Consider the following 25637-nt stretch of genomic DNA (forward strand, 5'->3'; position numbering starts at 1 on the left):
ACGTTGCGATTAAAGCGTTAAACTTTATCTCGCTAGGGCTGCGCATCTTACGCTTTCCTATTTTTTTGTCAACACTTAATTTTGTTAAACTTGAAAGTTTTTAAAACTAAGTTTTACTCGACTCACTGAGTAGCTCGTGCCTCGCTATGCGTTGCGCTCTGCCGTCTCAGTGGGGTCGCATTATAGGGAGATCCGAAAACAGATCAACCCTTTTTTGAAGAAAACTTGAAATAAATGACTGTTCGCTGAGTATTTGAGCTAAATGCGCTAAAAACACAACATAACTAGCACTTTATTAACATTTTAGGTGTATTAATTGGTTTATATCGAGGGTTCACTGAAATAACTTTATATACAAACTAGCACCCCACACGATCGTAAGGATCATTAATGAGAGTGTTACCGCTGCAGATCCCATATCTTTCGCACGCCCCGATAATACATGGCGCTCTGTACTTACGCGATCAGTGAGCGCTTCTATTGCTGAATTAAGTAACTCCACAATCAGTATGATCAGTAATGTACTTACTAACAATGCCCAATGTAATACCGATGAAGCTAGCCAAAAAGAAATGGGTAGCAAAATAATGCTAAGTAGCAACTCTTGCCTAAAAGCCGCTTCTTCTATAAAGGCCGCTTTAAAACCAAGGTATGAACAATACGTTGCTTTAAATATACGCTTTATACCAAGGCCGTTAGGTTTAAATACATCTTTCATTATTAGCTCTATTTACTGTGGTCAAAATAAAGCCCCGCAATTGCGAGGCTTTTTTTAGTTAGGCAATACCGTATTGATCTCGGTATGCTTTAACTGATGCTAAATGCTCGTCCATTGTACCTTGGCTCTCAAGGTAGCTAATAAGATCAGCTAATTTTACAATAGAGATCACTTTGGTATTAAAGTCGCGCTCAACCTCTTGAATAGCTGAAAGCTCAGCTTTGCCTTTTTCTTGGCGATCAAGTGCTATTAGTACACCACTTAGGTCTGCGCCGTTATCGGCAATGATTTCCATTGATTCACGAATTGCAGTGCCTGCCGTGATCACATCATCCACCAGCATAATTTTGCCCGTTAATGCGGAACCTACTAATGTACCACCCTCACCATGTGCTTTTTTCTCTTTACGGTTAAAGCAATAAGGTACATCTTTATCATGGTGATCTGCCAGCGCTACTGCGGTAGTGGTTGCAATAGGAATACCTTTATAAGCTGGGCCAAATAAAACGTCGTATTCTATTGCGGCGTCTTCAAGAGCTGATGCATAAAAACGACCCAAACGTGCTAAATCACGTCCTGTGCTAAAAAGGCCAGCATTAAAAAAGTATGGGCTTGTACGACCTGATTTAAGGGTAAACTCGCCAAATTTTAAAACCTGCTTTTCTAAAGCAAATTCAATAAACTCTTTTTGATAATCTTTCATTGGGGTACTCGCTTATGCTAACGCTTGTTTTTGAACGTCAATAATTTCACGGATTGAATGTTTAGCCAGTGTAAGTAGCTCATCTAATTCGTCGAACGAGAATGGTTCGCCCTCTGCGGTACCTTGCACTTCAATAATTTTACCTGTTTCAGTTAAAATTACGTTCATATCGGTTTCGGCTTCAGAATCTTCAAGGTACTCTAAATCACTAATTGGTTGGCCTTTATAAATACCTACCGAGATAGCAGCAATCATGTGCTTAAGTGGGTTTGAGTTGATCATTCCTTTAGCGCGCATGTGAGTAAGTGCATCAACTAAAGCAACGCATGCACCACTGATAGATGCAGTGCGTGTTCCGCCATCAGCTTGAATCACATCACAATCAATTGTAATGGTGTTTTCGCCAAGCGCTTTTAAATCTACTGCAGCTCTTAATGCGCGAGCAATTAAGCGTTGAATTTCCATAGTACGACCGCCTTGTTTACCACGTGCTGCTTCACGAGCATTACGCGTATGCGTTGAGCGCGGTAGCATACCGTATTCAGCGTTGATCCAACCTTTACCTTGGCCTTTCATAAAACGTGGTACACCTGCTTCAACCGTAGCAGTACAAAGTACTTTGGTATTACCAAACTCAACAAGTACTGAGCCTTCAGCGTGTAATGTGTAATTACGTGTAAATGATACCGGTCTAATTTGGTTAGGTGTTCTTTCGCTTGGACGCATTGACGATCCCCTTAATTCTGAATTTGCGACATTATAAGTGCATGTGCAGGTAGATGCCATGCTGATTGTAAAATATTCAGCGTAATAAATTTTCTCTAGAGGTTAAGCAGTGTTACGGTATAATCATCGCAATATTGTATTAATAAATTTTAGGAACTTATCCATGATCCACAGTATGACTGCTTATGCGCGTCGCGAAATTAAAGGCGATTGGGGCACTGGCACCTGGGAAATTCGTTCAGTAAACCAGCGCTACCTTGAAACGTTTATTCGCGCACCAGAGCAATTTCGTGGCATGGAGCCGGTAATTCGTGAGCGTTTACGTAAAAATTTGCAACGCGGTAAAGTTGAAGTATTTTTAAAGTTTGTTGCAAATCCAGCACACGTGGGTGAGCTATCAATTAATGAGTCACTTGCTGAGCAAATAATAAATAGTGCTAAATGGGTGCAGCAACAAAGCAGTGGCGACATTAACCCAGTTGATATACTGCGCTGGCCTGGCGTAATGGAAGCACAGGAGCTCGATTTAGATACCGTTAATAAAGCACTTATAGCGGGCTTTGACCAAGTAGTTGAAGATTTTAAATCAGCCCGTGGCGATGAAGGCGCAAATTTAGAAGAAATGATTGCCACTCGTCTTGATGCCATACTTGAGCAAGTTACTGTAGTAGAAAGTCACTTACCAGAAATAGCAAAGTGGCAGCGTGAAAAGCTTAATCAAAAGCTTGAAGACTTAAAAACCGACATTGACGAATCTCGCCTTGAACAAGAGCTTATTTACCTTGCGCAAAAGCAAGATGTTGCCGAAGAACTCGACCGCTTAAAATCGCACGTAAAAGAAACTAAAAAAATTCTTAATAAAGGTGGCGCGTGTGGCCGCCGTTTAGATTTTATGATGCAGGAGTTTAACCGCGAAGCAAACACCCTAGCCTCTAAGTCTATTAATAGCGATATTACTAATGCAGCTGTGGAGCTAAAAGTGCTTATTGAGCAGATGAGAGAGCAAATTCAGAATATTGAATAACTATTAGTCCATATAAAAAAGCACCACAATACATGTTGGTAAAGTGGTGCTTAATACTTCATCGGAGGGTTAGTTTTTGTGAAGCCTTGTGATTGCTACCGCGTAATCTGCTCGTGTAATTAACTTATCACCATTAAACGATGCTGATACCGTGGGCTCTAAATCATAAGCATTTTGGCTAATATTGTAATAAGCATTCATTACCCCTAAGTCTAAAGCAAGTTGCACATAACCTTTTAGCTCACTTGGGATTGCCTCTTGGTCTGCTAAAGCTATTCGTTGCTCACCATAAACTACAGTTATATCACCTTCAAAGCTGAAAGCTTGATTCTCCAATGCCAAAGATTGCATTAATGAATACGCGAGCTCATTTCGGCTAACTGGCTCAAGAGGGCTAAATAAGCTTGCATCGGATTGCATAACTGCTGCTTGATCTTGCTCTGTATTTCTAAGTGCAGCCCCTTTTTGAGTCACACTATTAATAGCCGCAGTAAAGTCGTTTGATACATCATTGAACTGACTATTTTTAGCTAAGTTCGACTGTCTAATTCCTCCTCCTAACATAAGAAAGTCAGCTAACTCTTGGCGTAAAAGATAGTCATTCGGATGAAAACCTGTTCTTTTAGCATCAACTAGCTGCTCACTAACGGCATATTCAATAAATGACTTTGCAGGATGATCGCTAATATCTCTGAGGCCTTTATACCCATCGGTCTTAACTATTTTAATATTTGCAGTGATTTCACTAGGTAGCCCGTAACCATTTGTAAGGCCAGCGGGGTCTACATCAACACCAGACACTCCCCCAATACCATGCGCTTTTAAGGTCCAATTACCAAATTCAGCCGGAGCAGTAACTGCGATATTTTGTCCTAAAACGGGTAATGCAATACTTGAACTATACGTTTTACCTGAAGGACTAACGAGTGATAAGCCAACCGTATTATCGTCAACATTAGCGTTAACCATTACCATGGAAGCATTCACATTTACGGGAATTAAAATACCGTCGTTTTCACCCACTGGGCTAAAGGGCACTGATTCACTATAGTCTGCTTGTATTGATGTTAACGCGTAAGCATTAAATTCACGTTGTAGTTTAGTCGTTTCACCAAATGCAAGCTGTGTGTTTACAACCGACTGTACTGCTGCGTAAGCATTTACATAACCTGCGCCAACTTCCCACGCTTCTTTGCCAGGCATATTAGTTGCTGTTTTTTGCAAGATACTTTTAACTTCTCGCCAAGTTAAATTTGGATTAGCTTCAAGCATTAATGCAACAACACCTGAAATGTGCGGGGCAGACATCGAGGTACCACTCATAGATGTATAATACGGTACGTGACTGGCTTCCATCACTTCGCTATCATCTGTAATGCTCAGTGCACTTAAACTAGATAAAGAAGCACGTGTAGAAATAACATCAACGCCTGGTGCAGTAATTGTAGGGCGATCTTCCCAAGTAAACGTTTCGCCATCTACACTTACAACGCCTGATTTACCTTTAACGCCGCGAGAACTAAAATCGGCTAACTGCCCATCTTTATCTCCTGCAGCAACCGTTATAACCCAAGGTGCTTTTTTAAAATTACCAGTAATCGTCGATTCACCGCTACCTGAGTTCCCTGCAGAGAACACCACTATTACACCGTTATCTGAAAGCTGCTTTGTTGCCACATTGGTTGGGTGATCTGGGTTGAAGTCGGTGCCTGTATCACTAGTACTACCAAATGAATTAGAGATCACACGAATATTGTAATCGTATTGGTGAGTTAAAGCGTAATCAAAGCCCCCTATTGTATCAAGTATAAATAAACCAGCTCCTGAGCCATAACCAATAATTTTAGCTCCCGGCGCAACCCCTTGATACTTACCACTAGACATGGCGCCATTACCACCAATAATGCCAGCTACGTGCGAACCATGGCCACCAGCAATATCTGTATTTGCCGTGTTTTCTTGATAGGTAATAGGTAGTATTTCAGAAAGAGAGTGCAAATTGGTTTGCGCCAATACGTTTTGTATAACATGGTTTGGGTATTTAATATCTGAGTGAGTGCCGTCTACACCTGAGTCGTTAACTACTACCCCAATACCACGGCCCGAAAAAGGCATGCCTTGGTTACGTAGTGATGAATCTTCACGAAGCCTATCTACACCTGTAATTTGTGTTGAGCCATCGTTTTCAAGCGTAAGCGGTGAGTTATACCAAACTGAGCGGACCTTATCAGAGGCATAAATTGCATCAATTTGAGCCTTGGTCGCTTTTATTCCCATAATTGGTAGATTATTAAAGGCGATCCCTCCGAGCACACCCGCCGATTCAATAACATTGACTAGGTCACTTGTTAGCTTTCCTTTACCTTCAAACGTTACGATTACTTCAAAAGCATCTTGATCTGTTGCACTTGTAAGTAGTTGTTGCAGCTGCGGCCCTAATGACTTTGCTGATACGTGCAAGGGCGCTAAGCACATACCCGCACACATAAGTCCGATCAGTAATTTTTTAGTTTTTAGTGTTGTTTTAAACATAAGCTTACACCTTAATTGTTTTGACCCATTGAGAATGGCAAACAACTAACGTTTAAAACATACGGGAAAACCCCTAGGGTGTATTAGTTAAAACACCCGTTTTATAGCAATAGGTTATTTTTAGCTGCATAGCGTACAAGCTCTGCAGCATTAGCAACACTGAGCTTATCAAGCACCTTTCCTCGATGGTTTTCAGCCGTTTTAACGCTAATATCAAGTGAGCGCGCTATGTCTTTTGTTGTTTTACCTTCAATTATTAAATGAAAAACTTCTCTCTCTCTGCTGGTAAGGTTTTTATATGGGTCTTGCCATTGCTCAGCTGGCTTGCACGATAAAGAGGCTAAAACATTAGCTGCGTACTGACTAAAATACGTTTTACCTTGTGAGAGTGCATTAACGGCATCTAATAACTCATCGCTGGCGCTATCTTTTAATAGGTAGCCTGATGCACCAGCACGAACCATATGAATTACATACTCTTGTTCTTCGTGCATGGTCAAAACCAATACTTTAGATTCAGGGAGTTGTTCGTGCAGCCTTTTAACTGCCTCCATACCGTTTAGTTCAGGCATGCTTATATCAATAACAATAACGCATGGCTTTAATGCTAGTGCCTTAGTAACAGCCTGCATACCATCAGCGGCTTCTGCCACTACACAAATATTCTCATCTTTACTAAGTAAGCTTACTAGCCCCTGGCGTAAAATTGTATGATCGTCTGCCACCAGAACGCTGATCATAAAACCTCCTTGCCTGTTACTAAAACTTTTATTTCGCTGCCTTCACCTGGGGCTGAATTTATAGTTAATTGCCCGCCATAAGCTGCAACCCTATCGTGCATAGCACCTAACCCAAAGCCCTCTTTGTAATTTTGCGGGCTCACCTTAATTCCTACACCATCGTCTTTTATTTTTATCATTAATAAGCTTTCAGTAGCGATTAAATTAATTGTGATTAAAGAAGCATCTGCATGTTTTATCGCGTTGGTAAGCGCCTCTTGAACAACCCTAAAGGCTAAAGTTTGAATCTCATCTTTGAGCGGCGCATCAATTTTATGATGGAGCTTTACTAAAACCTCACAAGGCTCACCCATAACTCTTACCAACCACTCAAGAGCGGGCACTAATCCTAAGTCATCTAAAATACGAGGGCGCATTAACCGAGAAATCACACGTGTGTCTGACAATGCTTGACGAGCCAGCTCTATACTTTGCGTTAACTCATTAGTTGGTGAGTCATTTTGCACTTGTTGTAATTGGTTTATAAGTGCTGTTAATAACTGCCCTACGCCATCGTGTAGCTCTTGCGCTATTTGCTTACGTTCGTTTTCTTGAACACGCCACACCCGCTTTGCCAAACCACGCACTTGCTCATTATTTGTATTGAGCTGCTGGGTAATTAACTGCTGTTTTTGGTTTAATTGCTCAACAAAATAAGCAATATCCGTATCACTATCGTTAGTCATTCGCGCTAAGTTCTCCAAAGCCGTCATTTAATTCAAAATAACTTAAGGTTGATAAAAATGTGTGTTCAGCGTTTTTAGGTAAATTATTGAGCAGATCTGCCACTTTTTTATCTACTTTAGCTGTATACGCCGAAGAGTCGGCCTCATTTGCTAATGCAAGTTGTGCATGCAGTCGGTCAAATTGAAAACTACGCCAATAGCCTCCCATGTTTCTTTGTAATAGCTCTGCCTCTCTAAGTGTTGCTTGAAGTGCTTGCCATTGCTTATTTAAAAACTGCTGTATGGCCAATAGCTCTAAATAGTCAATGTATTGGTACTTTTGTAATTCGTAATCTGCAGCTTTTAACTTGGCTAAATAAGCACTGATGTCCTTTTTACCGGTGCGTAGGTGTTCTCGGGCTGCATAAATAAGCTCACGTATATACACTGATTGATGAGCAAAATCAGGTGCAACTAGCGCTTGGCTTTGTAAGTTGTTTAAGTGAAGTTGATCATTAATATAGCGAGATAAAAAGGCGTGTTTATTGTGGTACTCAACATTACCGTTATTCGCGACAGCCAGTTCCACTTTTTCTAAATAGCTAATAGCGTGTTCTTTTAAGCCAAGTTGCATTGACCAATCCGCAAGCCATAAACCAAACTCGGCAATTGCTCTTACGTCATTAAGCGCTTCAGCTTGCTGATAAACACTTTCAAGCTCACTAAAACTCTGTTTAAAACCACCTTGTAAAAAGCCAAGCTTAGCTAAGTAGCTTTTAGCAACTATGGTTTCTTCTACACTATTTAACGCACTAGCATCTTTAAGCGTGTTATTAAAAAGGTGAAAAGCATTACGCCAATTTCCTTTTGATAATTCAATTTGCGCTAAGTTTTGTTCCACATGAATAATGCCTATTGGAAATTGAATACGTTGAAATAGTTGCTCAGCCTGCTGCCAATAAACTAAAGCATGTTCATGATTGAGTAACATGTAATACATAAAGCCAATGTTATTCATGCTCTCAGCCTGTAGCATTTGGTTACTAAGGTTTATTCTGATTGTTAGCGCATCTTGATAATGCTTTAACGCTTTTTGATAAAGTGCCTGTTCTTCAGCAAGTACACCTAGTTCATTATAAGAATTAGAAAGCCCTTGCTGATCGCCTAGCTGGGTATATATATCTAAGCTTTTTTCTAAATAGTCTTCAGCTTGTTTATACTGCGCCTCAGCAAGGTACAAAGAAGCTAAGTTTGTCATAGTTGTAGCTACACCTGCCGAGTCTCCCATGTTTTGACGTACTGTTAATGCTTGTAAGTAATAATCAAACGCCAGTTCGGTATTTCCTTGTTGACCGTAAACAACACCAAATGCATTTAATGCTTCCCCCTCTTTTAGTGGGTTCTTTAACTTTTTAGCTGTAACCAGTGCCTTTACAAAGTAATCATCCACTGCTTTATTTAAATCACCTTGTAAAAAAGCAGCGCGACCAAGCATAAACCAAGCATTAGGGTGGTATGGATCGAGCTTTACAACATCTAACAACAATTGCTCAGCCTTACTATGCTGCTCTATAAAAAAGTAAAACTCTGCTAAGGCAATTTTTAATTCAATATTGTAAGGGAATGCTTTTATGAGCTCTAAATAATCATTTTTAGCCAGCTCTACTTTACCTGCTAAATCATTAAGCCGCGCACTAGCAAATTTAGCGCTGTAAGTTAGAGGTTTCGCGTGCTGTAGCACTTTTGAATACGCCTGTTCTGCCTCTATTATCAAATTATTTTCTAACAAAAGCTCACCTAATACCAACCAACCTTGCGCTAAGCTAGGGTTTTGAGCCAATAACGATTGCAACTTAGTTTTTGCCACTTCTACATTACCCAACTCAATCTGCTTTTTTATATTAAACAATGCTTTTGATGGAGGGCTGCTAAGTAACAGTGATTTACCGGCTTGCTCTTTTAGGTTAAGGGCTTGTTTTAAATTTTTTACGGCCTGACTTGCAACGCTATTCCATTTTTTATCATCAAGCGGGGCGTTTAATAATAGAGATTCATTTGTATTGAAGCCATCGACCTTTATTAGTTTAATTTGAACATCTTGATTGTTACCACCTGTGCGAATAACTGTAGGACTAATTAAAGCATCCACCTTAAGTAAGTCAGATAGTAGCTCTACTTTGGCTTTATCTAATGGCGGATTTAAACCTAATTGCTTTAGCAAATTTGTAACACGCGAAGTATCGATAACTCTTAAATTGCTCACATGCGACAATCTGTAATGTATAAAGTCAGTAAACGCATCATTTTCCGTTTCGCTATTCATGACTGTGGGTAAAATAGCAATAGATGAATAGTTTGCTTTATCTGTGTTTGCCGTATTTTCAACTGTTGCTAGCACCCAAATAAACCCAACAAATACAAAAGCGGCTGCAAATAGCATTACGGGGCGAGTATTACGCTTAGCATTTTTATTAATAAGTGACTCAAATAAGCGTGAGGCGAGGCTTACACTTTCAGGCCGAGACTGAGTATTTGCAGCAAGCATACTGAGCACTAAAGCTTTTAATGACTTTAATCTTGCCTGATAAGGGTTAAATTTAATATTTCCTGAAAGCTTACTATCAATGATTAATTCAAGACTATTACCCTTAAAAGGCATTGAATGGCAGCAAAGCTGATAAATAATTACCCCGAGGGAGTACAAGTCAGTGCTTTTATTAACTTTACCTTGCAGTAGATACTCAGGTGCCGCGTAGTAAGGCGTGCCAATAATACTTTGGCTGTTATCGTTATTTTTTAGAGCTGCTAAACCAAAGTCGGCAATGTAAACCTTGCCTTCAGTATCAATTAAAATATTATCGGGCTTTAAATCTTTGTGAACTATACCAACTTCATCTGCGCACGCTAACCCAGCAAAAAGCTGTTTAACAATATCAATTATTACTTGAGAGGTGAGTTTTTTTTCTGCGATTTTATCTTCTAATGTAAGCCCCTCAATCCAATCCATTGTTATAAAGTGAAGTTGTTGATCGAAGTAATATTCATGCACACGGATTATGTTTGGGTGACTTAGTTGCCTAACTAAAAGTAGCTCGTTTTTAAATGAACTAATTGCCTGCTCACTGTTGTGAAGTGCGCTATTAAGCACCTTAATAGCAACGTAAGTTTGCAGTTGTGTATCAAGTGCTTTATATACACAACCATATTGCCCGCGCCCTTGGGCTGAGACAATTTCAAAACGCTCAACTAACAAACTTCCTGATTGTAAATCGCTTTGCGGCGATATAAGTTGTGTTTCGTTTAATGAACTTTGATTACGATCGTCGGAGTTGATATCGCGTTACTCTTTTAGTGACATAATTTAAATAAATTATAGTCATTACCGCCAAAAGAAGAGGAATTTATAAGTTGCGACTGTAATAACTCTATAGACTGTTGAAGTAAAATAGCTTGTACTGTGGTCTCTATTTGCAAACTTATGCTGGTTAATATTTCAAGATCTAACTCTGTAAGCACCTTTCCAGACATTTTGCTGTCGGTGTAAATAACCCCAATAATTGAACCTTCATAAGTCAGGGGGATACACGCTAAAGCAGATATTTTTTTAAGCTCAATACTTTGTCGACTACTAAAAAGTTGATGGTGCGTTATATCCATGGCAATAATAGGCTCACCTTTTGAGTAACATTGCGATATTGCACCAATGCTCCCTTCAAAATTATTAAGCTTAAAATCTTTGCTCGATAATCCCTGCGTTATACACACACTTAGGCTTTGTAAAGTGTTGCCTAAAAACACCCCCCCTCGTTGCGTACCGGTAAGCATAATCAGGTTTTGTAATTGTGATAATAAGTTTTGCTTTAAATTATCTGTAATATTTTTTATGCCTGGCTTACTCGCAGATAACCGCCAATTATTGTGGCTCTGAATAGCTTGGATTTGCTGTGTAGATTTAGACTCAAATAAGCAATCTAATTTACCAATAGATATTATGGCATCATCTTCTAAGGTTGAGGTAGAAATAGCCAGCCCATTAACTCGAGTGCCGTTTCGACTTGATTCATCATTAAGCTGCCACACACGATTTAAGTTAACTACGGTCGCATGTTGGCGCGAAACGGTAGGATGCTCAAGTATTAGCTCACATTCTTTAGAGCGACCAATACGATAGTCGCTCTCCTCATATAAAAAACTTTCAACCGCTGGCTGGTTGGTATAACAAACCGTAATTCGCGCAGGCATAGTTTTACTCTTTAAATAGTCTTTTTGTTGACATTAATTAGCTAAACGTAGACTAAAGCGTAAGGTGTTCGCATAAGCCATGAGCTCCCCCGCCACATTGCTTATATCTCTGCTAGAGCGCCATACATTAGGTACTTTATCGCCACTGTTATCGCTTATTCTTCGATTAAAGGTATTAAGTTTGTTGCTTGCAGCACTGTAATTTTGCAGCAACATAAGCTGATTTACATCTGCTAAATCTTGTAATAAAGCTGAATAAACAGCGGGGTCAATATCTGCTGAAAAGTTGTTTAAAGCAGTTTGCAAATCATTATATTTAGAGTCTATCACCGTTACTTGAGGACGTAAGTCAGCAACAATTATAAATTGAGAGAAACGGCCGGTAGAGCCACGCGCTCTGTAGCTGCCAGCTCCCATCGTCATAGTAATATCTTTAAACTCACCGTTTAATGGCGCTTTAAAAAAGCGCAGCGGCGTGCCCGCGGTATACTCTAAGTTATGAGTATGTATATCAACGGTTGCCAAACCAGAAAAAGAAAAGCCACTCGTTAACTGCGGCTCTATTGTTATCATCATAGGAAAAGCAGCTGACGGTGCTATATCGGTAATGCTCGGTAATCGCTGTAACAACGCTTGAGAGGTAATATCAACTACTTCAGCACTGATACCTAAATTTTGTGCTGTTAACCCTACCGCATTTTCAAACTCTAAGGTTATATCCGCAGAAACTCCACCAGGTAGCTCAATAATAGCCTCAGCAGAATTACCATGTATATTAACAGATACTATATCTGTAGCTTCTACTTGCGAGCTCATAAACAGTAAACACCCGGTATATGAAGCAATTAATAGTTTTTTTATGTTTAGCATAGTGATCCCCAGAAAACACAACCAATGAACCAACTACAAAATGGTTACTATTTTTTCACCTGTAATTAAAAAATAGCATGATACATGCATTTATTGCAACAAATAAAAGCCAGACAAATATATGACTGGCTTTTAAGTTACTAGTAATTATTTACGTAAGTAATTGTTGAATAAACGAGAAATTATTACCGCATAGTCGCCACGCTTAACCTTGCTTTGAGGTTTAAAGTAAGCAACAACAGTTGGTGATAAATCATAAGGTCCTTGCTCAACTTGATAGGTAACGTTAATCAGTGACATATCAATAGCAGCTTGAACATAGCCTCTAAACTCAGGTGCAACTTGGTCTGTATCTAATACTGGAATACGCTCTGAGTTATATTCAATTTTGATATCACCTGTAAAGGCACGCACTTGCTCTTCTAAACCAAGTCCTTGAACCAGTGAATAGGCCAGCTCTTCTTTTGTTACATTACCTTGAGGTGAAAATGTCCCTTCGCTTGTGAGCATAACTGGTGCTTGGATTTGAGTGCGATCTTTTAACGCAGAACCAACCTCAGTCACAGCTTCAATGAAAGATGTGTATTGGCCGTTTACATCTGAAAGGGGCATTTTTTCATTGTTTAAAATATCTCTATGCTGCCTAACAGACATACCCATAACAAGATACTTAGCAAGTTCTTTGCGTTTAAGGTTTGCATCTGGGCGATATAAAAGATTGTTTCTGCTATCAACTAAGCGCTCACTGACAGCAAACTCAATTGCATTTTGCGCTGAATGCCCCTCAATATCGTCTAGCCCTTCGTAGCCACCCGATTTTAAAATTGAAATTTCACCACTAATAAATTCAGGTACGCCTGGGCCGTTAGTTAATCCAGTAGGGTCTGCTTGTACGCCGGATAACGATGTCATTCCATATACAGATAATTTCCATTCGCCTTCTTGCGCAGGTGCAGAAACCCGCATAGTTGTATCAAGTACTGGCAGTGTTAAGTTACCCATATACATAGTGCCATCTGGCGCTTCTAACTTTAACTTAGTGGTTGTAGCAAAAACCTCAGAAGAAACATTTATCCAACTATCCTCTGCATTTACGTTAAACCTGTGCACTTCAGGCTCCCCAACCGGTGAGTATAAGACTTCAAAAGGCTGCGGATCAGCGTCTGCCAATGTAATGGCGTTAGCATTAAAGTCACTTAAGTTGTTAACTGTTACGCTATTTTGGTTATCGTAACCTAATGCACCTGCAACAGCTGCATATGCATTTATATGCCCTGCACCAACCTCCCATGCTTCATAGCCTGGCATATTGGTTGCCGTTTCTTGGATGATTTTTTTCACTTCTAAAGGTGTGAGTTCTGGGTTTGCTTCTAGCATAAGTGCAATCACACCAGCCACATGCGGCGTAGCCATTGATGTGCCCGAAATCATAGTGTAATAAGGAAGGTGCTCAGCAGGCATGGCATCAATATCATCTGCTCCGCCATTAGATACAACATTCGTTTTTGCTCTTGTAGAGATAATATCAACACCAGGGGCGACAATACTTACTTCATTTTTATAAGTCCATTCACTGCCGTCTGGCATAGTAAAGTCGCCTACTTCACCATTTTTGCCTCTCGATGAAAAATCAATCAACTCCGCTTGCTTAGTACTCGCGCCAACCGACATCCCCCACGGGATTTGAGCATACGGATTATGTGTATCTTCGCCCGAACCTGAGTTTCCAGCTGCAAATACTGAAATCATACCCAACTTGTAAGCCTTATAAGAAGCCAGTGAAATTGGTCCTAATGGATCAAACTTACCACTTGAGCCCCATGAATTACTCATTACTCGAATTGGCGAATTGAAATCCCAAATATGACTAATCGCATAGTCATAACCACCCAACGCATCTAAAATCGACAAACCAGCTCCAGAGCCATAGCCAATTAAGTCAGCGCCTGGAGCCGCACCTTTATATTCACCATCAGAATGAGAGCCCCAACCCGCTACAGTGCCAGCACAATGAGTGCCGTGTCCTACATTTAGGTCTGTATTTGGTTGGCCCTCTATCCAAATACCATCTATTCCAGTAAGCGAAATTGCTTGTGCATGTGTAACCCCCTGTACGTTTTCAATAACCTTAGAGCCATACTCTAAGTCATCTAATGTGGCATCAATACCCGAGTCATTCACTATTACGGTCACACCCTTGCCCGTAAATTTGATTCCATTGTGGGCTTCAAAATCATCTGATTGAAGCTTATCTACACCCGTTAATTCGCGTGCTTCTTTATTAAAATAAGTAAGTGATCTATTTGCATAAACAGAACGAACACCTGGCACGTTTACTAACTGAGATATTTGTGAAGGTGTAGCCAACAAGCCTATAATTGGCAAAGACTTAAATTGCACACCTTCAACCAAGCCTAAGCTTAATAAGTTTTGTAATTGAGTATTACTTAGTGCGCCTAGTTGATCATAACTGACCACTACCATGGTAGTGTCTGCTGCAGTCATTGTTTGTAGTTTTTGTTCTAGTTGATTACCTATAACAGCTGCGGCTGCAGCGTTAAGGCTAAATCCTGCAAGAGAAAGACCAGCCAGTATATTCTTAATTGATGACTTCATAATTTACCCACCTACTTAAAAGAATGTTTGCTTAACATTGTTTGGTTAATATTTTGTTTACAAGTACATTTAATAAGCAAAGCGCTTTCTTGCATATCAGGATCACTCCCTATAAGTCATAGGGGAAAACCCCTACATACAAGCAGGGGGGGCTGTTAATAAGAGATGGTTGAGTAAAAAGTGTTAAATAAAGTACAATAACGTAATTAAAGGCTTGGATTATTGATTTAATCCAAGCCTGTTTATTTTAAGTAGAGAAAAACATGGCTCAAACTCGCGGAAATTTATTTATTTTATCGGCGCCTTCTGGTGCGGGTAAATCTAGCTTAATCACGGCGTTACTAAAAAAACACGCAGATATGAAAGTATCGGTCTCGCATACCACTCGAAGCCCTCGTCCTGGTGAAGAAAATGCGGTGCATTATCACTTTGTAAGCGCCGATGAATTTAAAGCATTAATTGCCAAAGATGATTTTTTTGAATGGGCGCAAGTATTCGATAATTACTACGGTACTTCAAAGCAGGCTATTGAGTCGCAGCTGAATGCCGGTATTGATGTATTTTTAGATATTGACTGGCAAGGTGCGCAGCAAGTGCGCGAAATTATGCCAAGCGTGCAAACAATTTTTATTTTGCCTCCTTCAAAAGCAGAGCTAGAGCAACGCTTAAATAACCGAGGCCAAGATTCTGCCGAGGTCATCGCTGGGCGTATGGCCAAAGCGCAATCAGAAACATCGCACTACAATGAATATGATTATGTTGTGGTTAACGATGATTTTGAAACCGCCCTTAGCAATATTGAAACTATCGTATTAGCGCAGCGCTTAACCTTAAAAGCACAAGCTAGTCGTCATCACGATTTAATTACAAACTTACTTAAATAAGCCATTTATGCCCTTTACAGGGAAAACTGGTAAAAATTAACCACTGGCTATTGGCGAAACAAGCTGCTTGCAGTAAACTACGCCTTTGCTTTTAAATTATTTTGGAGTGCTGAGATGGCTCGCGTAACAGTTGAAGATGCAGTAGATGCAATTGGTAATCGTTTTGACTTAATTTTAGTTGCGGCTCGTCGTGCCCGCCAAATTGCTGTTGGTGGTAAAGACCCACTAGTAGACGCTGAAAATGACAAACCAACCGTTATCGCTCTACGTGAAATCGAAAAAGGTTTAGTTGATAGTTCATCAATGGACGTTATTGACCGTGAAGAACAACAACACCAAGAAGCAGCTGAATTAGCTGCGGTTGCTGCTATTGTTGGCGGTAATCAATAATCAACCACCCGGTTTGATTTAGTCAACGGCTCAGTATTTCTACTCTAGCCGTTGGCAATCCCCTCTTTTCATCGTATATTCTATTACTTACCGTTACTTATTGCTTCACGAGAACATTGGAGTGTGAATGTATCTTTTTGAAGGTCTTAAAAAGAAAATATCTGAATACTTGCCTGCTGCTGAAGTAGAGCTAGTGCAAAAAGCCTACGTGGTAGCCCGAGAGGCTCACGAGGGGCAAACTCGCTCAAGCGGCGAGCCTTACATTACTCACCCTGTTGAAGTAACCCAAATTCTTGCTGGCATGCACCTTGACCATGAAACACTTATGGCCGCGCTAATGCATGACGTTATTGAAGATACCGATTTTAGCCAACAGGACTTAGCCGAAATATTTGGCGATACGGTTGCCGAACTTGTTGAAGGGGTAAGTAAGCTCGATAAGCTCAGCTTTAAAGACAAAAAAGAATTTCAAGCTGAAAACTACCGCAAAATGATCATGGCTATGACCCAAGACATTCGGGTTATTTTAATTAAACTGGCCGATCGTACTCACAATATGCGTACATTAGGTGCTCTGCGCCCTGATAAGCGACGTCGTATTGCCCGTGAAACACTTGAAATTTACGCACCTATTGCAAACCGTTTAGGTATTCACGATATTAAAAATGAGCTAGAAGATTTAGGTTTTCAGGCTTTATACCCTATGCGTCATCGCGCACTTAAATCTGAAGTGGCAAAAGCGCGAGGTAATCGCAAAGAAGTTATTTCTAACATTCAAACCGAAATAGAAGCACGTCTTGAAGAATCTGGTATTAAGGCGACGGTTTCTGGGCGCGAAAAACACCTCTATAGCATTTATAAAAAAATGCTAAATAAAGAGCTGCTTTTTAATGAGGTAATGGATATTTACGCCTTTAGAATAAACGTAGATGCAATGGATACCTGTTATCGCGTGTTAGGTGTTGCACATAACCTGTATAAACCTATCGAAACGCGTTTTAAAGACTACATTGCCGTACCTAAAACAAATGGTTATCAGTCTTTGCATACGTCATTAGTAGGCCCACACGGCATTCCGGTAGAAATACAAGTGCGTACGCATGACATGGATCACATGGCCGATAAAGGGGTTGCTGCACACTGGATGTATAAAAAAGCCGGTGATGGCGCGGGTAACACAGCTCAACAGCGTGCGCGTCAATGGATGCAAAGTTTGCTGGAGCTTCAGCAAAGTGCTGGCTCATCATTCGAATTTGTCGAGAACGTTAAAACCGAGCTGTTCCCAGAAGAAATATACGTATTTACCCCCGATGGCCGCATAGTAGAGTTGCCAATGGGCGCTACCGCGGTTGATTTTGCTTACGCGGTGCATACTGATGTAGGTAACACTTGTGTAGGTGCAAGGGTAAACCGTAAACCTTACCCGCTAAGCAAAGCCTTAGATACTGGGCAAAGTGTTGAAATTATTACCAGCTCGGGTGCACACCCTAATGCAACGTGGTTAAACTTTATAGTTACAGGTAAAGCCCGTTTAGGGATAAGAAACTACCTTAAGAGCCAACACCAAGAAGAAGCATTGTTATTAGGCCGACGCTTACTCGATTCTGCCTTGGGTGAAAATAAGCTCGACAGCATTGCCGATGAAAACATAGCCCGCGTACTCGAAGAGCACGAACTATCTACAGTATTAGAATTACTGGTAGAAATAGGCGCAGGTAACTTAATGAGCGTGTTAATCGCTAAACGCTTATTGCAAGAAGAAAGCGACGACTTGTCAGATATTAGCAAACAAGCCAAAGCAACCATTATTGGTACCGAAGGCATGTTGGTTAATTATTCTAAGTGTTGCCGACCTGTACCAGGGGATGCCATCACTGCACATATTAGCCAAGGTAAAGGGCTTACCGTTCACCGCCAAGAATGTAAAAATATTCGCGGCTGGGAAAACGAACGCTCAAAATACCTGGTTGTAAAATGGGATGACAATCCAGAAAAAGAATATATAGCTGCGCTACGGGTGGAAATAATTAATCACCAAGGGGCTTTGGCTAAACTCACAAATGTTGTTGCTACAACCCAAGCCAACATTGTTGAGATCACTACCGACGAAAAAGAAAGTAATTTATATGTGATAGACTTGGGCGTTACCGTTAAAAACCGCGTCCATGTTGCTAATATTATGCGCCGCATTCGCGTGATGCCTGATGTACAAAGAGTCTATCGTAAAAAGTAAAATAGGAAACTCATGAATAAAGCATTTATTTCTACCGAAAAAGCACCTGCTGCTATCGGCACTTATAGCCAAGCGGTTAAAGTAGGTACTGCCGTTTATTTATCTGGACAAATTCCACTTGTCCCAGAAACAATGGAAATGGTTTCAGAAGACTTTAGCGAGCAGACACATCAAGTATTTAAAAACATTACAGCGGTGTGTGAAGAAGCAGGCGGTAAAATCCAAGATCTTGTTAAAATTAATATCTACCTAACAGACTTATCAAACTTTGCCACTGTTAATGAAGTAATGAGCCAATATTTCAAGCAGCCTTATCCTGCTCGTGCAGCACTAGGTGTACGTGCTCTTCCAAAAGGCGCACAAGTTGAAATTGACGGCATTATGGAACTTCCTTCAACTAATTAATAAATACAGAGCTATAAACCCCCTTTATAGCTCTATTTTTTACTGCTAGCCTTTGTTTATCGCCCTTTCTTGACTCACATGTAAATATCTAGCACTCTGTAATCATGCAATAAAATCAATCTTAACTTAAGTAGTAGAAAAGGATTAACTAGTGTTTAAGCTTGCCAATAATGGGAACGTATTACTTGATGTAAGTAAGCACGCTCCACCTAGCGCCGCTTTTATAATTGATGCACTCGAGAAGTCGACGTTTTGCGAATGCAAAATTGACCACGAGGCTATTGATAATTTTTTTAAAGCGCAAAATAATGAGCCAACCTTGGTTGTAGCAAGTAAGCACGATGCATCGCTTGTGGTAACGTTAAGTGAAGATAAAATGCAAGCCATAGGTGAGCTAACCTTAGCTTATGGTGGTAAAGTACTTTCGTTAGAAGAGGGCAAAAAACAACTCATAAAAGCAGGGGTTGTACGTGGTTACAAACAAGCTTTTTTAGAGCAGCTTTTAGATAAACAATTTAACTTACCCCCAGGAACAGTGGCAAAAGGGATTCTAGCCAAAGGCCGCCTACCAGCAGAGGGCACAGCAACAAAATTTGTAGCTATGGTAGAAACCCTCAAAGATCGCCTAAAAGCACCAAAAATGAAGGAAGATGGCAGTGTTGATATGCGCGACTTTGGTAAACTGGCAAGCGTAGAGCCCGGCACTGTACTAATCCGCCAGCAACCTGCAACTCCCGGTAAAGAAGGATTCACTGTAGTAGGTGACATACTACCGGCTAAACCCGGTGAAAATAAAAAGTTAGTGGCAGGCGAAGGCGCCGAAATATCAAAAACAAATCCGCTCGAGCTTGTTTCTACAACAGCGGGGGTCCCCGTAGAAATACCTAACGGTATGCGAGTTGATGATATTTTTACCATCTCTGATGTAGATGTTAAAAGCGGCCATATTGATTTTGAAGGCAGTGTTATTGTGACTAAAAACATTGACCCAGGAATGCGAGTCACCGCAAAAGGCGACATTACTGTTTTTGGCACGGTTGAATCTGGCGAATTATCAGCCGGCGGAAACATCACTGTAAAGCAAGGCATTATTGGCCATCAAAAGCTCGAAGATAAAACTTTGTCGTGCTCTATTAAAAGTGAAGGTGATGTTCATGTATCTCACGCACAATACTGTTATATGCAGGGCAAAAACATTTTTATAGACCGCCAAGCCAGCCATTGTGCGATTAAAGCAAAACACTTATTACAAGTTGGCCAAACAGAGTTACCCAAAGGGAAAATTTTTGGTGGAGAGATTCTTGATGCAACTGTGTTAATTGCTGGCGAAATAGGTAATGAATCAGGTGCAAAAATGGCTATCAATTTAGCCGCATCCGGCGCTGAAATAACGGCCGACACAGATAACTGCTTTAAAGATTTAGCAAAAACCGATGAGCAGCTTGATACCCTTCAAGCAGCACTAGAAAAAGCAGATAAAGTAAAAGATATAGAAAAGAAGAATCTGCTCATTAAAAAAATTGGCGCAACACAGCAGCATTATTGCCAACAAGCTGAGCAGCTAGAGAAAAAGTTATCTACCCTAGATCATGAACTCCACGACCTACTAAGCGATGCAAATCTCGTCGTTAATACATCATTACACTCAGGGGTAGAGATCCATATTTTTGATAAAGTATTAAAAACTACCCGCAACTACCCACCTTGCAATATAAACCTACAAAACAATAAAGTAGAAATAAACTTTAAAACACATTAGGGCGCATTTAGCGCCCTTTATAATTTACAGTAAGCCACTTACCGTATCGTGCGTTTGCTTTGGCCATACACCTACTTGGACTTGTCCAATATGCTGCTTTTGCAGTAATAACATTGCTAAGCGCGATTGCCCTATTCCGCCACCAATTGTTTGTGGGAAAGCTTCTTCTAGTAACGCTTTATGCCAATCGAATGCTAGGCGTTCTTCATCGCCTGTTATGCTCAATTGCGCTTTTAATACATCAGGGCTTACACGAATACCCATAGATGATATTTCAAAGGCATCTTCTAACACAGGGTTCCACACTAAAATATCGCCATTTAATCCTGTGTATCCGTCAATCGTTTGGGTAGACCAATCGTCGTAATCTGGAGCGCGTACATCATGGATTTTGCCATCACCTAATGCACCACCAATACCAATTAAAAATACCGCACCGTACTCTTGAGCAATGGCTTTTTCGCGTTGCTTTGCGCTAAATTCAGGGTACATTTTGCGTAATTGCTCACTGTGTATAAACGTGATTTCATTGGGCAAGAATGGGGCTATACCAAAGCTTTCACTTACAAACTGCTCTGTTTGCTTGATGCCAGTGTAAATGGCTTTAACAGTGTCTTGTAATGTAGAGAGCGTACGTTCAGTACGTTGGCAAATTACCTTCTCCCAATCCCATTGATCAACATAAACAGAATGTATTGGGCTTAATGAGTCTTCATCTGGGCGCAACGCTTTCATTTGCGTATAAATACCTTCACCTACAGAAAAGCCATAAGTCGCTAGCGTTTTACGTTTCCATTTAGCAAGCGAATGAACAACTTCATAGCTGCTATCGGTAATTGCTTTTACGTTAACAGCAACTGCATTCTCGTGGCCGCTCAGGTTATCTTGTGTGCCATCACCTACTTTGGCCAAAATAGGAGCCTGAACTTCAACTAACCCTAGTTGCTGCTCTAATTGCTGTGAAAAAAACTGCTTAACTTTACTTATTTGCTGCTGTTGCTGCACATAGTGTGAACTCATAATAATTGGCCTCATTCCCAGTTATTGTTACTTGCTTATTAATAAAAAAGCACCCTGCAGGCGCCTTTAATGAGGTTACTGTAACGATTTAAACTTTTAATTCAATAACCCATAATAAAAATAGCTTTAATATGTAAAATCGATTAATTTACACAGTATAAAAATGTAGATTCACTAATTTAAGTAAGCAAAAATAATGGAAAATTATCAAATCGATAATCTCGATAAACATATACTTCACGCTCTAATGGCCAATGCCCGTACAGCCTACGCAGAATTAGCTAAACGGTTTGCTGTAAGTGCCGGCACAATTCACGTACGCGTAGAAAAAATGAAACAAGCGGGCATCATTACCGGCACCCAATTAAGCATTAGTACAAAGCAACTTGGTTACGATGTATGTTGTTTTATCGGTATTAACTTAAACAACGCTCGCGACTACCCAGAAACACTCATTAAACTAGAAGCATTAGAAGAGGTAGTTGAAGCTTATTACACCACGGGTAACTACAGCATTTTTATAAAGGTAATGGCCAAGTCTATCGACCATCTGCAAGACGTGCTCATTAATAAAATACAAGCTATAGAGGCTATTCAATCAACCGAGACCCTAATCTCTTTGCAAAATCCAATTAGCCGCACAGTAATGCCTTAATAGATAAAATTACGTATAATTATCAAAAAAGAGGATCACCATGCAGCAAAATCGCTACCAACGAATAAAAGACGTGCTCTCACGTCGCCAAACAGACCTAACAGTCTGCCTAGAAGACGTACATAAACATCATAATCTCTCAGCTATTGTAAGAAGTGCTGATGCAGTAGGTTGCCATCATGTGCATGCTGTATGGCCAGAAAACCAAAAATGGCTGACCAATAATACTTCTGGCGGCAGTAAAAACTGGCTAGAAACACACTTGCATAAAAATATTGATGATGCTGCTGCAATGATGCGAAAGCACAACCCAGATGTACAAATATTAGCAACACACTTGAGCGAAGATGCTGTAGATTTTAGAGAAATCGATTACACAAAACCCACAGCTATAATCGTTGGCCAAGAAAAAACGGGAATTTCTGAGCGCGCGCTAAAACACGCCGATCAAAATATTATTATTCCTATGCAAGGCATGGTGCAGTCACTTAATGTATCAGTAGCTGCTGCGCTTATTTTATTTGAAGCACAGCAGCAACGAGAAAAAGCAGGGCTATATAAGCGCGATATGCTAAGTGAAGAGATTAAACACCCTATGTATTTTGAAGGGTATCACCCAGTTATTGCTAAACAATGTAGATTAAAAAACCTACCTTACCCACCACTCGATGAAGAAGGTGAAATAGTCGCTAACGAGCAGTTTTGGCAAGCTTTAAAACATGCTTGATGCTTAGCAAACCTGTGAGTACACTTAACTCATTCACAAATAAACAGATTTGAGCCTACATTGTCTAAACCTAGCTTAAGCCAATACCCTATAACAGAACTTAAAGGGGTAGGCCCAAAAATGGCCGAACGCCTACAAAAGCTAGGTATAGCTACCGTGCAAGATATGCTCTTTCATTTGCCTTTACGCTATGAAGATCGTACCCGTATTTATGCTATTAACGATGTTACTTTACACAGCCACTGCACTGTTGAGGCAACAATAGAAACAAGCCAAGTGACCTTTGGTAAACGGCGTATGTTAGTGGTGCAAATAAACGATGGTACAGGTAGGCTTACTTTACGGTTTTTTAATTTTACAGCAGCGCAAAAAAACGCATTTAGCAGTGGCAAAATAATCCGTTGCTTTGGTGAGGTAAGACGCGGGCGCGTTGGTTTTGAAATGAGCCACCCAGAATACAGCATTAGCGATACCCCAAACGAGCAACCAACCGCCGCAACACTAACCCCCGTGTATTCAACCACCGAAGGCTTAAAACAATTATCAATTAGAGCGTTAAGTGAACAAGCCATCAATTTATTACATAAGTATTCTGTTGAAGAGCTTATCCCTGAAAAATGGCAACCCTCACATATGCAATTAAGTGACGCTTTATTACTACTTCATCGCCCTGCGAATGATGTTGACATTATTTCGCTTGAACAAGGCATGCATCCGGCACAACAACGCTTAGTATTTGAAGAGCTACTTGCCCAAAACTTAAGCTTATTAAAAGTACGCGAGCAAGGGCAGCAAGTAAGTGCAGTTTCCCTAAGCCCTACAAATACATTAGAGAGCCAATTTTTAGCGCAACTCCCTTTTGCGCCGACTAATGCACAAAATAGAGTTGTAGCCGAAATAAAAGGGGATTTACAGCATGCCTACCCCATGATGCGATTAGTACAAGGTGATGTAGGCTCAGGTAAAACACTGGTTGCAGCTTTAAGTGCATTAACAGCAATAGCGCAAGGTTTTCAAGTTGCCCTAATGGCACCTACAGAAATCCTTTCTGAACAACACGGAATAAATTTCAAGCAATGGTTTGAAAGTCTTGGGATTAACGTTGCCTGGCTAGGCGGTAAAACTAAAGGAAAAGAGCGTACTAATACACTTGAAAAAATCGCCTCAGGGGAAGCGCAAATGATAGTAGGAACGCACGCCCTATTTCAAGACGAGGTAAAATTTAATAACTTAGTATTGATTATCATAGATGAGCAACATCGCTTTGGTGTTCATCAGCGCCTCTCACTGCGTGAAAAAGGCAAATTTGGTAATTGTTACCCTCATCAGTTAGTCATGACCGCAACCCCCATTCCGCGTACATTAGCTATGACGGCCTATGCCGATTTAGAAACCTCAGTGATAGATGAGTTACCACCTGGGCGCACACCTATAACCACTGTTGCCATTCCTGATACACGCCGAGACGATATAATAAACCGTGTTAAGCTTGCCTGTAACGAACAAGGCAGACAGGTTTATTGGGTATGTACCCTCATTGACGAATCAGAAGCCCTACAATGCCAAGCAGCTGAAGACAGCGCATTACAATTAAAAGAGGCGTTGCCAGAGCTTAATGTCGGGCTCGTTCATGGCCGTATGAAAGCCGCTGAAAAACAAGCGATCATGAGCGACTTTAAAGCAGGCAATATTCATGTACTTGTTGCAACAACAGTAATAGAAGTAGGTGTAGACGTACCCAATGCCAGTTTAATTATCATAGAAAATCCTGAACGCTTAGGATTAGCACAATTACATCAATTACGCGGGCGCGTAGGACGAGGAGCAACCGCTTCGCATTGCGTACTGTTATATCACGCCCCTCTTTCTCACACCGCTCAAAAACGTTTAGGTGTATTAAGAGACAGTAACGATGGCTTTGTCATCGCAGAGCGAGATTTAGAAATACGTGGGCCAGGTGAAGTGCTCGGCACTAAACAAACTGGCTTAGCAGAATTTAAAATAGCGGATCTTACTCGAGATAAACACACGCTAAATCAAGTCAGGCCCATTGCGCAGCAAATGCTAAAGCAAAACCCCGACCTTATAGACCCTTTAATTCATCGCTGGCTAGGTAATAAATCTAACTACGCACAAGCATAATTACGCTAAAGTACTCGTAAAGCTCACTGCTGAAACGCTATATTTACCATACAAAGATGTGCGGCGAGCCTTATCCGCGGGTTTCGTGATACTCAACCCACGCTACGGCGGTTGTGGAGACTGTGCGAATAGGAGACTGTGCGAATAATATCTGGAATGTATTTTTACTTTTCTGTAGACGTAAAAAAGCCCGGCTCTTTCGAGTCGGGCTTTCTTGTATTTGGAGCCTGGCGATGTCGTAGTGCCCACAGCGGTAGAGAGTCACATAGCAAATGGGACATTATCATTGTGTCGGGAGTCGCTACGCTCGCCCGACCTACATTCTAGAAGTAGATGAGTGTGCATTAATTGTCCGCATTTCACTTTTCTGCAGACGTAAAAAAGCCCGGCTCTTTCGAGTCGGGCTTTCTTGTATTTGGGGCCTGGCAATGTCCTACTTTCACATAGCAAATGCTACACTATCATCGGCGCTGTTTCGTTTCACTACTGAGTTCGGCATGGGGTCAGGTGGGTCCAAAACGCTATGGTTACCAAGCAAATTAGGTGC

20 protein-coding genes and 1 rRNA gene are annotated in these 25637 nt (G+C 40.7%); 9 read left to right on the forward strand and 12 right to left on the reverse strand.

Annotation, left to right across the window (positions count from 1 at the left end):
* Window positions 1-334 precede the first annotated feature (334 nt).
* From PSH41_RS19630 to rph, 3 genes are read right to left on the reverse strand one after another with little or no spacing between them, the layout of a single operon-like run.
* A complete protein-coding gene (locus tag PSH41_RS19630; RefSeq protein WP_004588246.1) occupies window positions 335-718 on the reverse strand; it encodes a diacylglycerol kinase in 384 nt (127 codons plus the stop codon).
* A gap of 58 nt (window positions 719-776) precedes the next feature.
* Window positions 777-1421, reverse strand: coding sequence for an orotate phosphoribosyltransferase (gene pyrE, locus PSH41_RS19635; protein WP_273590023.1), 645 nt, complete (start codon window positions 1419-1421; stop codon window positions 777-779).
* Window positions 1422-1433: 12 nt separating this feature from the next.
* Window positions 1434-2147, reverse strand: coding sequence for a ribonuclease PH (gene rph / locus PSH41_RS19640; protein WP_004588248.1), 714 nt, complete (start codon window positions 2145-2147; stop codon window positions 1434-1436).
* 163 nt (window positions 2148-2310) lie between these two features.
* On the opposite strand from rph, the gene PSH41_RS19645 reads away from it, so the two are divergent.
* Entirely contained in the window at window positions 2311-3171 is an 861-nt protein-coding gene (locus PSH41_RS19645; RefSeq protein WP_273590024.1) for a YicC/YloC family endoribonuclease, read from the forward strand.
* Between the two features lie 69 nt (window positions 3172-3240).
* Here PSH41_RS19645 and PSH41_RS19650 read toward each other — a convergent pair whose 3' ends face one another.
* The 7 genes from PSH41_RS19650 to PSH41_RS19680 all read right to left on the reverse strand — a co-directional run bounded on the left by PSH41_RS19650 (window position 3241) and on the right by PSH41_RS19680 (window position 14875).
* Window positions 3241-5703, reverse strand: coding sequence for a S8 family serine peptidase (locus PSH41_RS19650; RefSeq protein ID WP_273590025.1), 2463 nt, complete (start codon window positions 5701-5703; stop codon window positions 3241-3243).
* Between the two features lie 101 nt (window positions 5704-5804).
* Complete coding sequence (locus PSH41_RS19655; RefSeq protein WP_024032425.1) at window positions 5805-6443, reverse strand: response regulator transcription factor; 639 nt, start codon at window positions 6441-6443, stop codon at window positions 5805-5807.
* On the reverse strand, window positions 6440-7168 hold the full coding sequence (locus tag PSH41_RS19660) for a sensor histidine kinase (RefSeq protein ID WP_273590026.1): 729 nt from the start codon (window positions 7166-7168) through the stop codon (window positions 6440-6442). The genes PSH41_RS19655 and PSH41_RS19660 overlap by 4 nt, the downstream gene beginning before the upstream one ends.
* A complete protein-coding gene (locus tag PSH41_RS19665) occupies window positions 7161-10400 on the reverse strand; it encodes a serine/threonine-protein kinase (protein WP_273590027.1) in 3240 nt (1079 codons plus the stop codon). Before PSH41_RS19665 ends, PSH41_RS19660 begins: the two co-directional genes overlap by 8 nt.
* A 95-nt stretch (window positions 10401-10495) precedes the next feature.
* Window positions 10496-11389, reverse strand: a complete 894-nt coding sequence (locus tag PSH41_RS19670) for an FHA domain-containing protein (protein WP_273590028.1) — start codon at window positions 11387-11389, stop codon at window positions 10496-10498.
* A 33-nt stretch (window positions 11390-11422) separates the two neighbouring features.
* Window positions 11423-12259 (reverse strand): DUF6689 family protein, encoded by an 837-nt coding sequence (locus tag PSH41_RS19675; RefSeq protein ID WP_054983948.1) that lies wholly within the window; start codon window positions 12257-12259, stop codon window positions 11423-11425.
* A gap of 147 nt (window positions 12260-12406) precedes the next feature.
* Entirely contained in the window at window positions 12407-14875 is a 2469-nt protein-coding gene (locus PSH41_RS19680; RefSeq protein ID WP_273590029.1) for a S8 family peptidase, read from the reverse strand.
* A gap of 263 nt (window positions 14876-15138) precedes the next feature.
* On the opposite strand from PSH41_RS19680, the gene gmk reads away from it, so the two are divergent.
* The 5 genes from gmk (at window position 15139) to PSH41_RS19705 (ending at window position 20546) form a co-directional block, all read left to right on the forward strand.
* Window positions 15139-15759 (forward strand): guanylate kinase, encoded by a 621-nt coding sequence (gene gmk / locus PSH41_RS19685; RefSeq protein ID WP_064384893.1) that lies wholly within the window; start codon window positions 15139-15141, stop codon window positions 15757-15759.
* A 114-nt stretch (window positions 15760-15873) separates the two neighbouring features.
* On the forward strand, window positions 15874-16149 hold the full coding sequence (gene rpoZ, locus PSH41_RS19690) for a DNA-directed RNA polymerase subunit omega (RefSeq protein WP_004588253.1): 276 nt from the start codon (window positions 15874-15876) through the stop codon (window positions 16147-16149).
* 127 nt (window positions 16150-16276) lie between these two features.
* Window positions 16277-18382, forward strand: a complete 2106-nt coding sequence (gene spoT, locus PSH41_RS19695; protein ID WP_004588254.1) for a bifunctional GTP diphosphokinase/guanosine-3',5'-bis pyrophosphate 3'-pyrophosphohydrolase — start codon at window positions 16277-16279, stop codon at window positions 18380-18382.
* A gap of 12 nt (window positions 18383-18394) precedes the next feature.
* Window positions 18395-18787, forward strand: coding sequence for a RidA family protein (locus tag PSH41_RS19700; RefSeq protein WP_004588255.1), 393 nt, complete (start codon window positions 18395-18397; stop codon window positions 18785-18787).
* Window positions 18788-18938: 151 nt separating this feature from the next.
* The gene (locus PSH41_RS19705; RefSeq protein ID WP_273590030.1) at window positions 18939-20546 is read left to right on the forward strand and encodes a DUF342 domain-containing protein; all 1608 of its coding nucleotides are present in this window, start codon (window positions 18939-18941) and stop codon (window positions 20544-20546) included.
* Window positions 20547-20570: 24 nt separating this feature from the next.
* Here the strand turns inward: PSH41_RS19705 and asnA are convergent, their stop codons facing one another.
* Window positions 20571-21566, reverse strand: a complete 996-nt coding sequence (asnA, locus tag PSH41_RS19710) for an aspartate--ammonia ligase (RefSeq protein ID WP_055255800.1) — start codon at window positions 21564-21566, stop codon at window positions 20571-20573.
* A 196-nt stretch (window positions 21567-21762) separates the two neighbouring features.
* On the opposite strand from asnA, the gene asnC reads away from it, so the two are divergent.
* The 3 genes from asnC to recG are packed head-to-tail and all read left to right on the forward strand — an operon-like array spanning window position 21763 to window position 25090.
* Window positions 21763-22221, forward strand: a complete 459-nt coding sequence (gene asnC, locus PSH41_RS19715) for a transcriptional regulator AsnC (RefSeq protein WP_055255802.1) — start codon at window positions 21763-21765, stop codon at window positions 22219-22221.
* A gap of 40 nt (window positions 22222-22261) precedes the next feature.
* Window positions 22262-22948, forward strand: a complete 687-nt coding sequence (gene trmH / locus PSH41_RS19720) for a tRNA (guanosine(18)-2'-O)-methyltransferase TrmH (protein ID WP_024032415.1) — start codon at window positions 22262-22264, stop codon at window positions 22946-22948.
* Window positions 22949-23008: 60 nt separating this feature from the next.
* Window positions 23009-25090 carry an ATP-dependent DNA helicase RecG gene (gene recG, locus PSH41_RS19725; protein WP_248463401.1) on the forward strand — a complete coding sequence of 694 codons (2082 nt, stop codon included), beginning with the start codon at window positions 23009-23011 and terminating at the stop codon, window positions 25088-25090.
* A 420-nt stretch (window positions 25091-25510) separates the two neighbouring features.
* Here recG and rrf read toward each other — a convergent pair.
* Window positions 25511-25625: ribosomal RNA gene (gene rrf / locus PSH41_RS19730) — 5S ribosomal RNA — on the reverse strand.
* Window positions 25626-25637 lie beyond the last annotated feature (12 nt).

The sequence above is a fragment of the Pseudoalteromonas sp. CST2 genome (genome assembly GCF_028599385.1).
In the GTDB taxonomy this organism is placed as follows: Bacteria; Pseudomonadota; Gammaproteobacteria; order Enterobacterales; family Alteromonadaceae; genus Pseudoalteromonas; species Pseudoalteromonas atlantica.

Excerpts from the sequence above, each read along its gene's own strand:
- asnC (WP_055255802.1), top strand. The coding sequence starts at position 21,763 with ATGGAAAATTATCAAATCGATAATCTCGATAAACATATACTTCACGCT.
- PSH41_RS19650 (WP_273590025.1), bottom strand. The coding sequence starts at position 5,703 with ATGTTTAAAACAACACTAAAAACTAAAAAATTACTGATCGGACTTATG.
- spoT (WP_004588254.1), top strand. The coding sequence starts at position 16,277 with ATGTATCTTTTTGAAGGTCTTAAAAAGAAAATATCTGAATACTTGCCT.
- gmk (WP_064384893.1), top strand. The coding sequence starts at position 15,139 with ATGGCTCAAACTCGCGGAAATTTATTTATTTTATCGGCGCCTTCTGGT.
- PSH41_RS19630 (WP_004588246.1), bottom strand. The coding sequence starts at position 718 with ATGAAAGATGTATTTAAACCTAACGGCCTTGGTATAAAGCGTATATTT.
- PSH41_RS19670 (WP_273590028.1), bottom strand. The coding sequence starts at position 11,389 with ATGCCTGCGCGAATTACGGTTTGTTATACCAACCAGCCAGCGGTTGAA.
- rph (WP_004588248.1), bottom strand. The coding sequence starts at position 2,147 with ATGCGTCCAAGCGAAAGAACACCTAACCAAATTAGACCGGTATCATTT.
- PSH41_RS19680 (WP_273590029.1), bottom strand. The coding sequence starts at position 14,875 with ATGAAGTCATCAATTAAGAATATACTGGCTGGTCTTTCTCTTGCAGGA.
- PSH41_RS19700 (WP_004588255.1), top strand. The coding sequence starts at position 18,395 with ATGAATAAAGCATTTATTTCTACCGAAAAAGCACCTGCTGCTATCGGC.
- PSH41_RS19660 (WP_273590026.1), bottom strand. The coding sequence starts at position 7,168 with ATGACTAACGATAGTGATACGGATATTGCTTATTTTGTTGAGCAATTA.
- rpoZ (WP_004588253.1), top strand. The coding sequence starts at position 15,874 with ATGGCTCGCGTAACAGTTGAAGATGCAGTAGATGCAATTGGTAATCGT.
- PSH41_RS19675 (WP_054983948.1), bottom strand. The coding sequence starts at position 12,259 with ATGCTAAACATAAAAAAACTATTAATTGCTTCATATACCGGGTGTTTA.
- trmH (WP_024032415.1), top strand. The coding sequence starts at position 22,262 with ATGCAGCAAAATCGCTACCAACGAATAAAAGACGTGCTCTCACGTCGC.
- PSH41_RS19645 (WP_273590024.1), top strand. The coding sequence starts at position 2,311 with ATGATCCACAGTATGACTGCTTATGCGCGTCGCGAAATTAAAGGCGAT.
- pyrE (WP_273590023.1), bottom strand. The coding sequence starts at position 1,421 with ATGAAAGATTATCAAAAAGAGTTTATTGAATTTGCTTTAGAAAAGCAG.
- asnA (WP_055255800.1), bottom strand. The coding sequence starts at position 21,566 with ATGAGTTCACACTATGTGCAGCAACAGCAGCAAATAAGTAAAGTTAAG.
- PSH41_RS19655 (WP_024032425.1), bottom strand. The coding sequence starts at position 6,443 with ATGATCAGCGTTCTGGTGGCAGACGATCATACAATTTTACGCCAGGGG.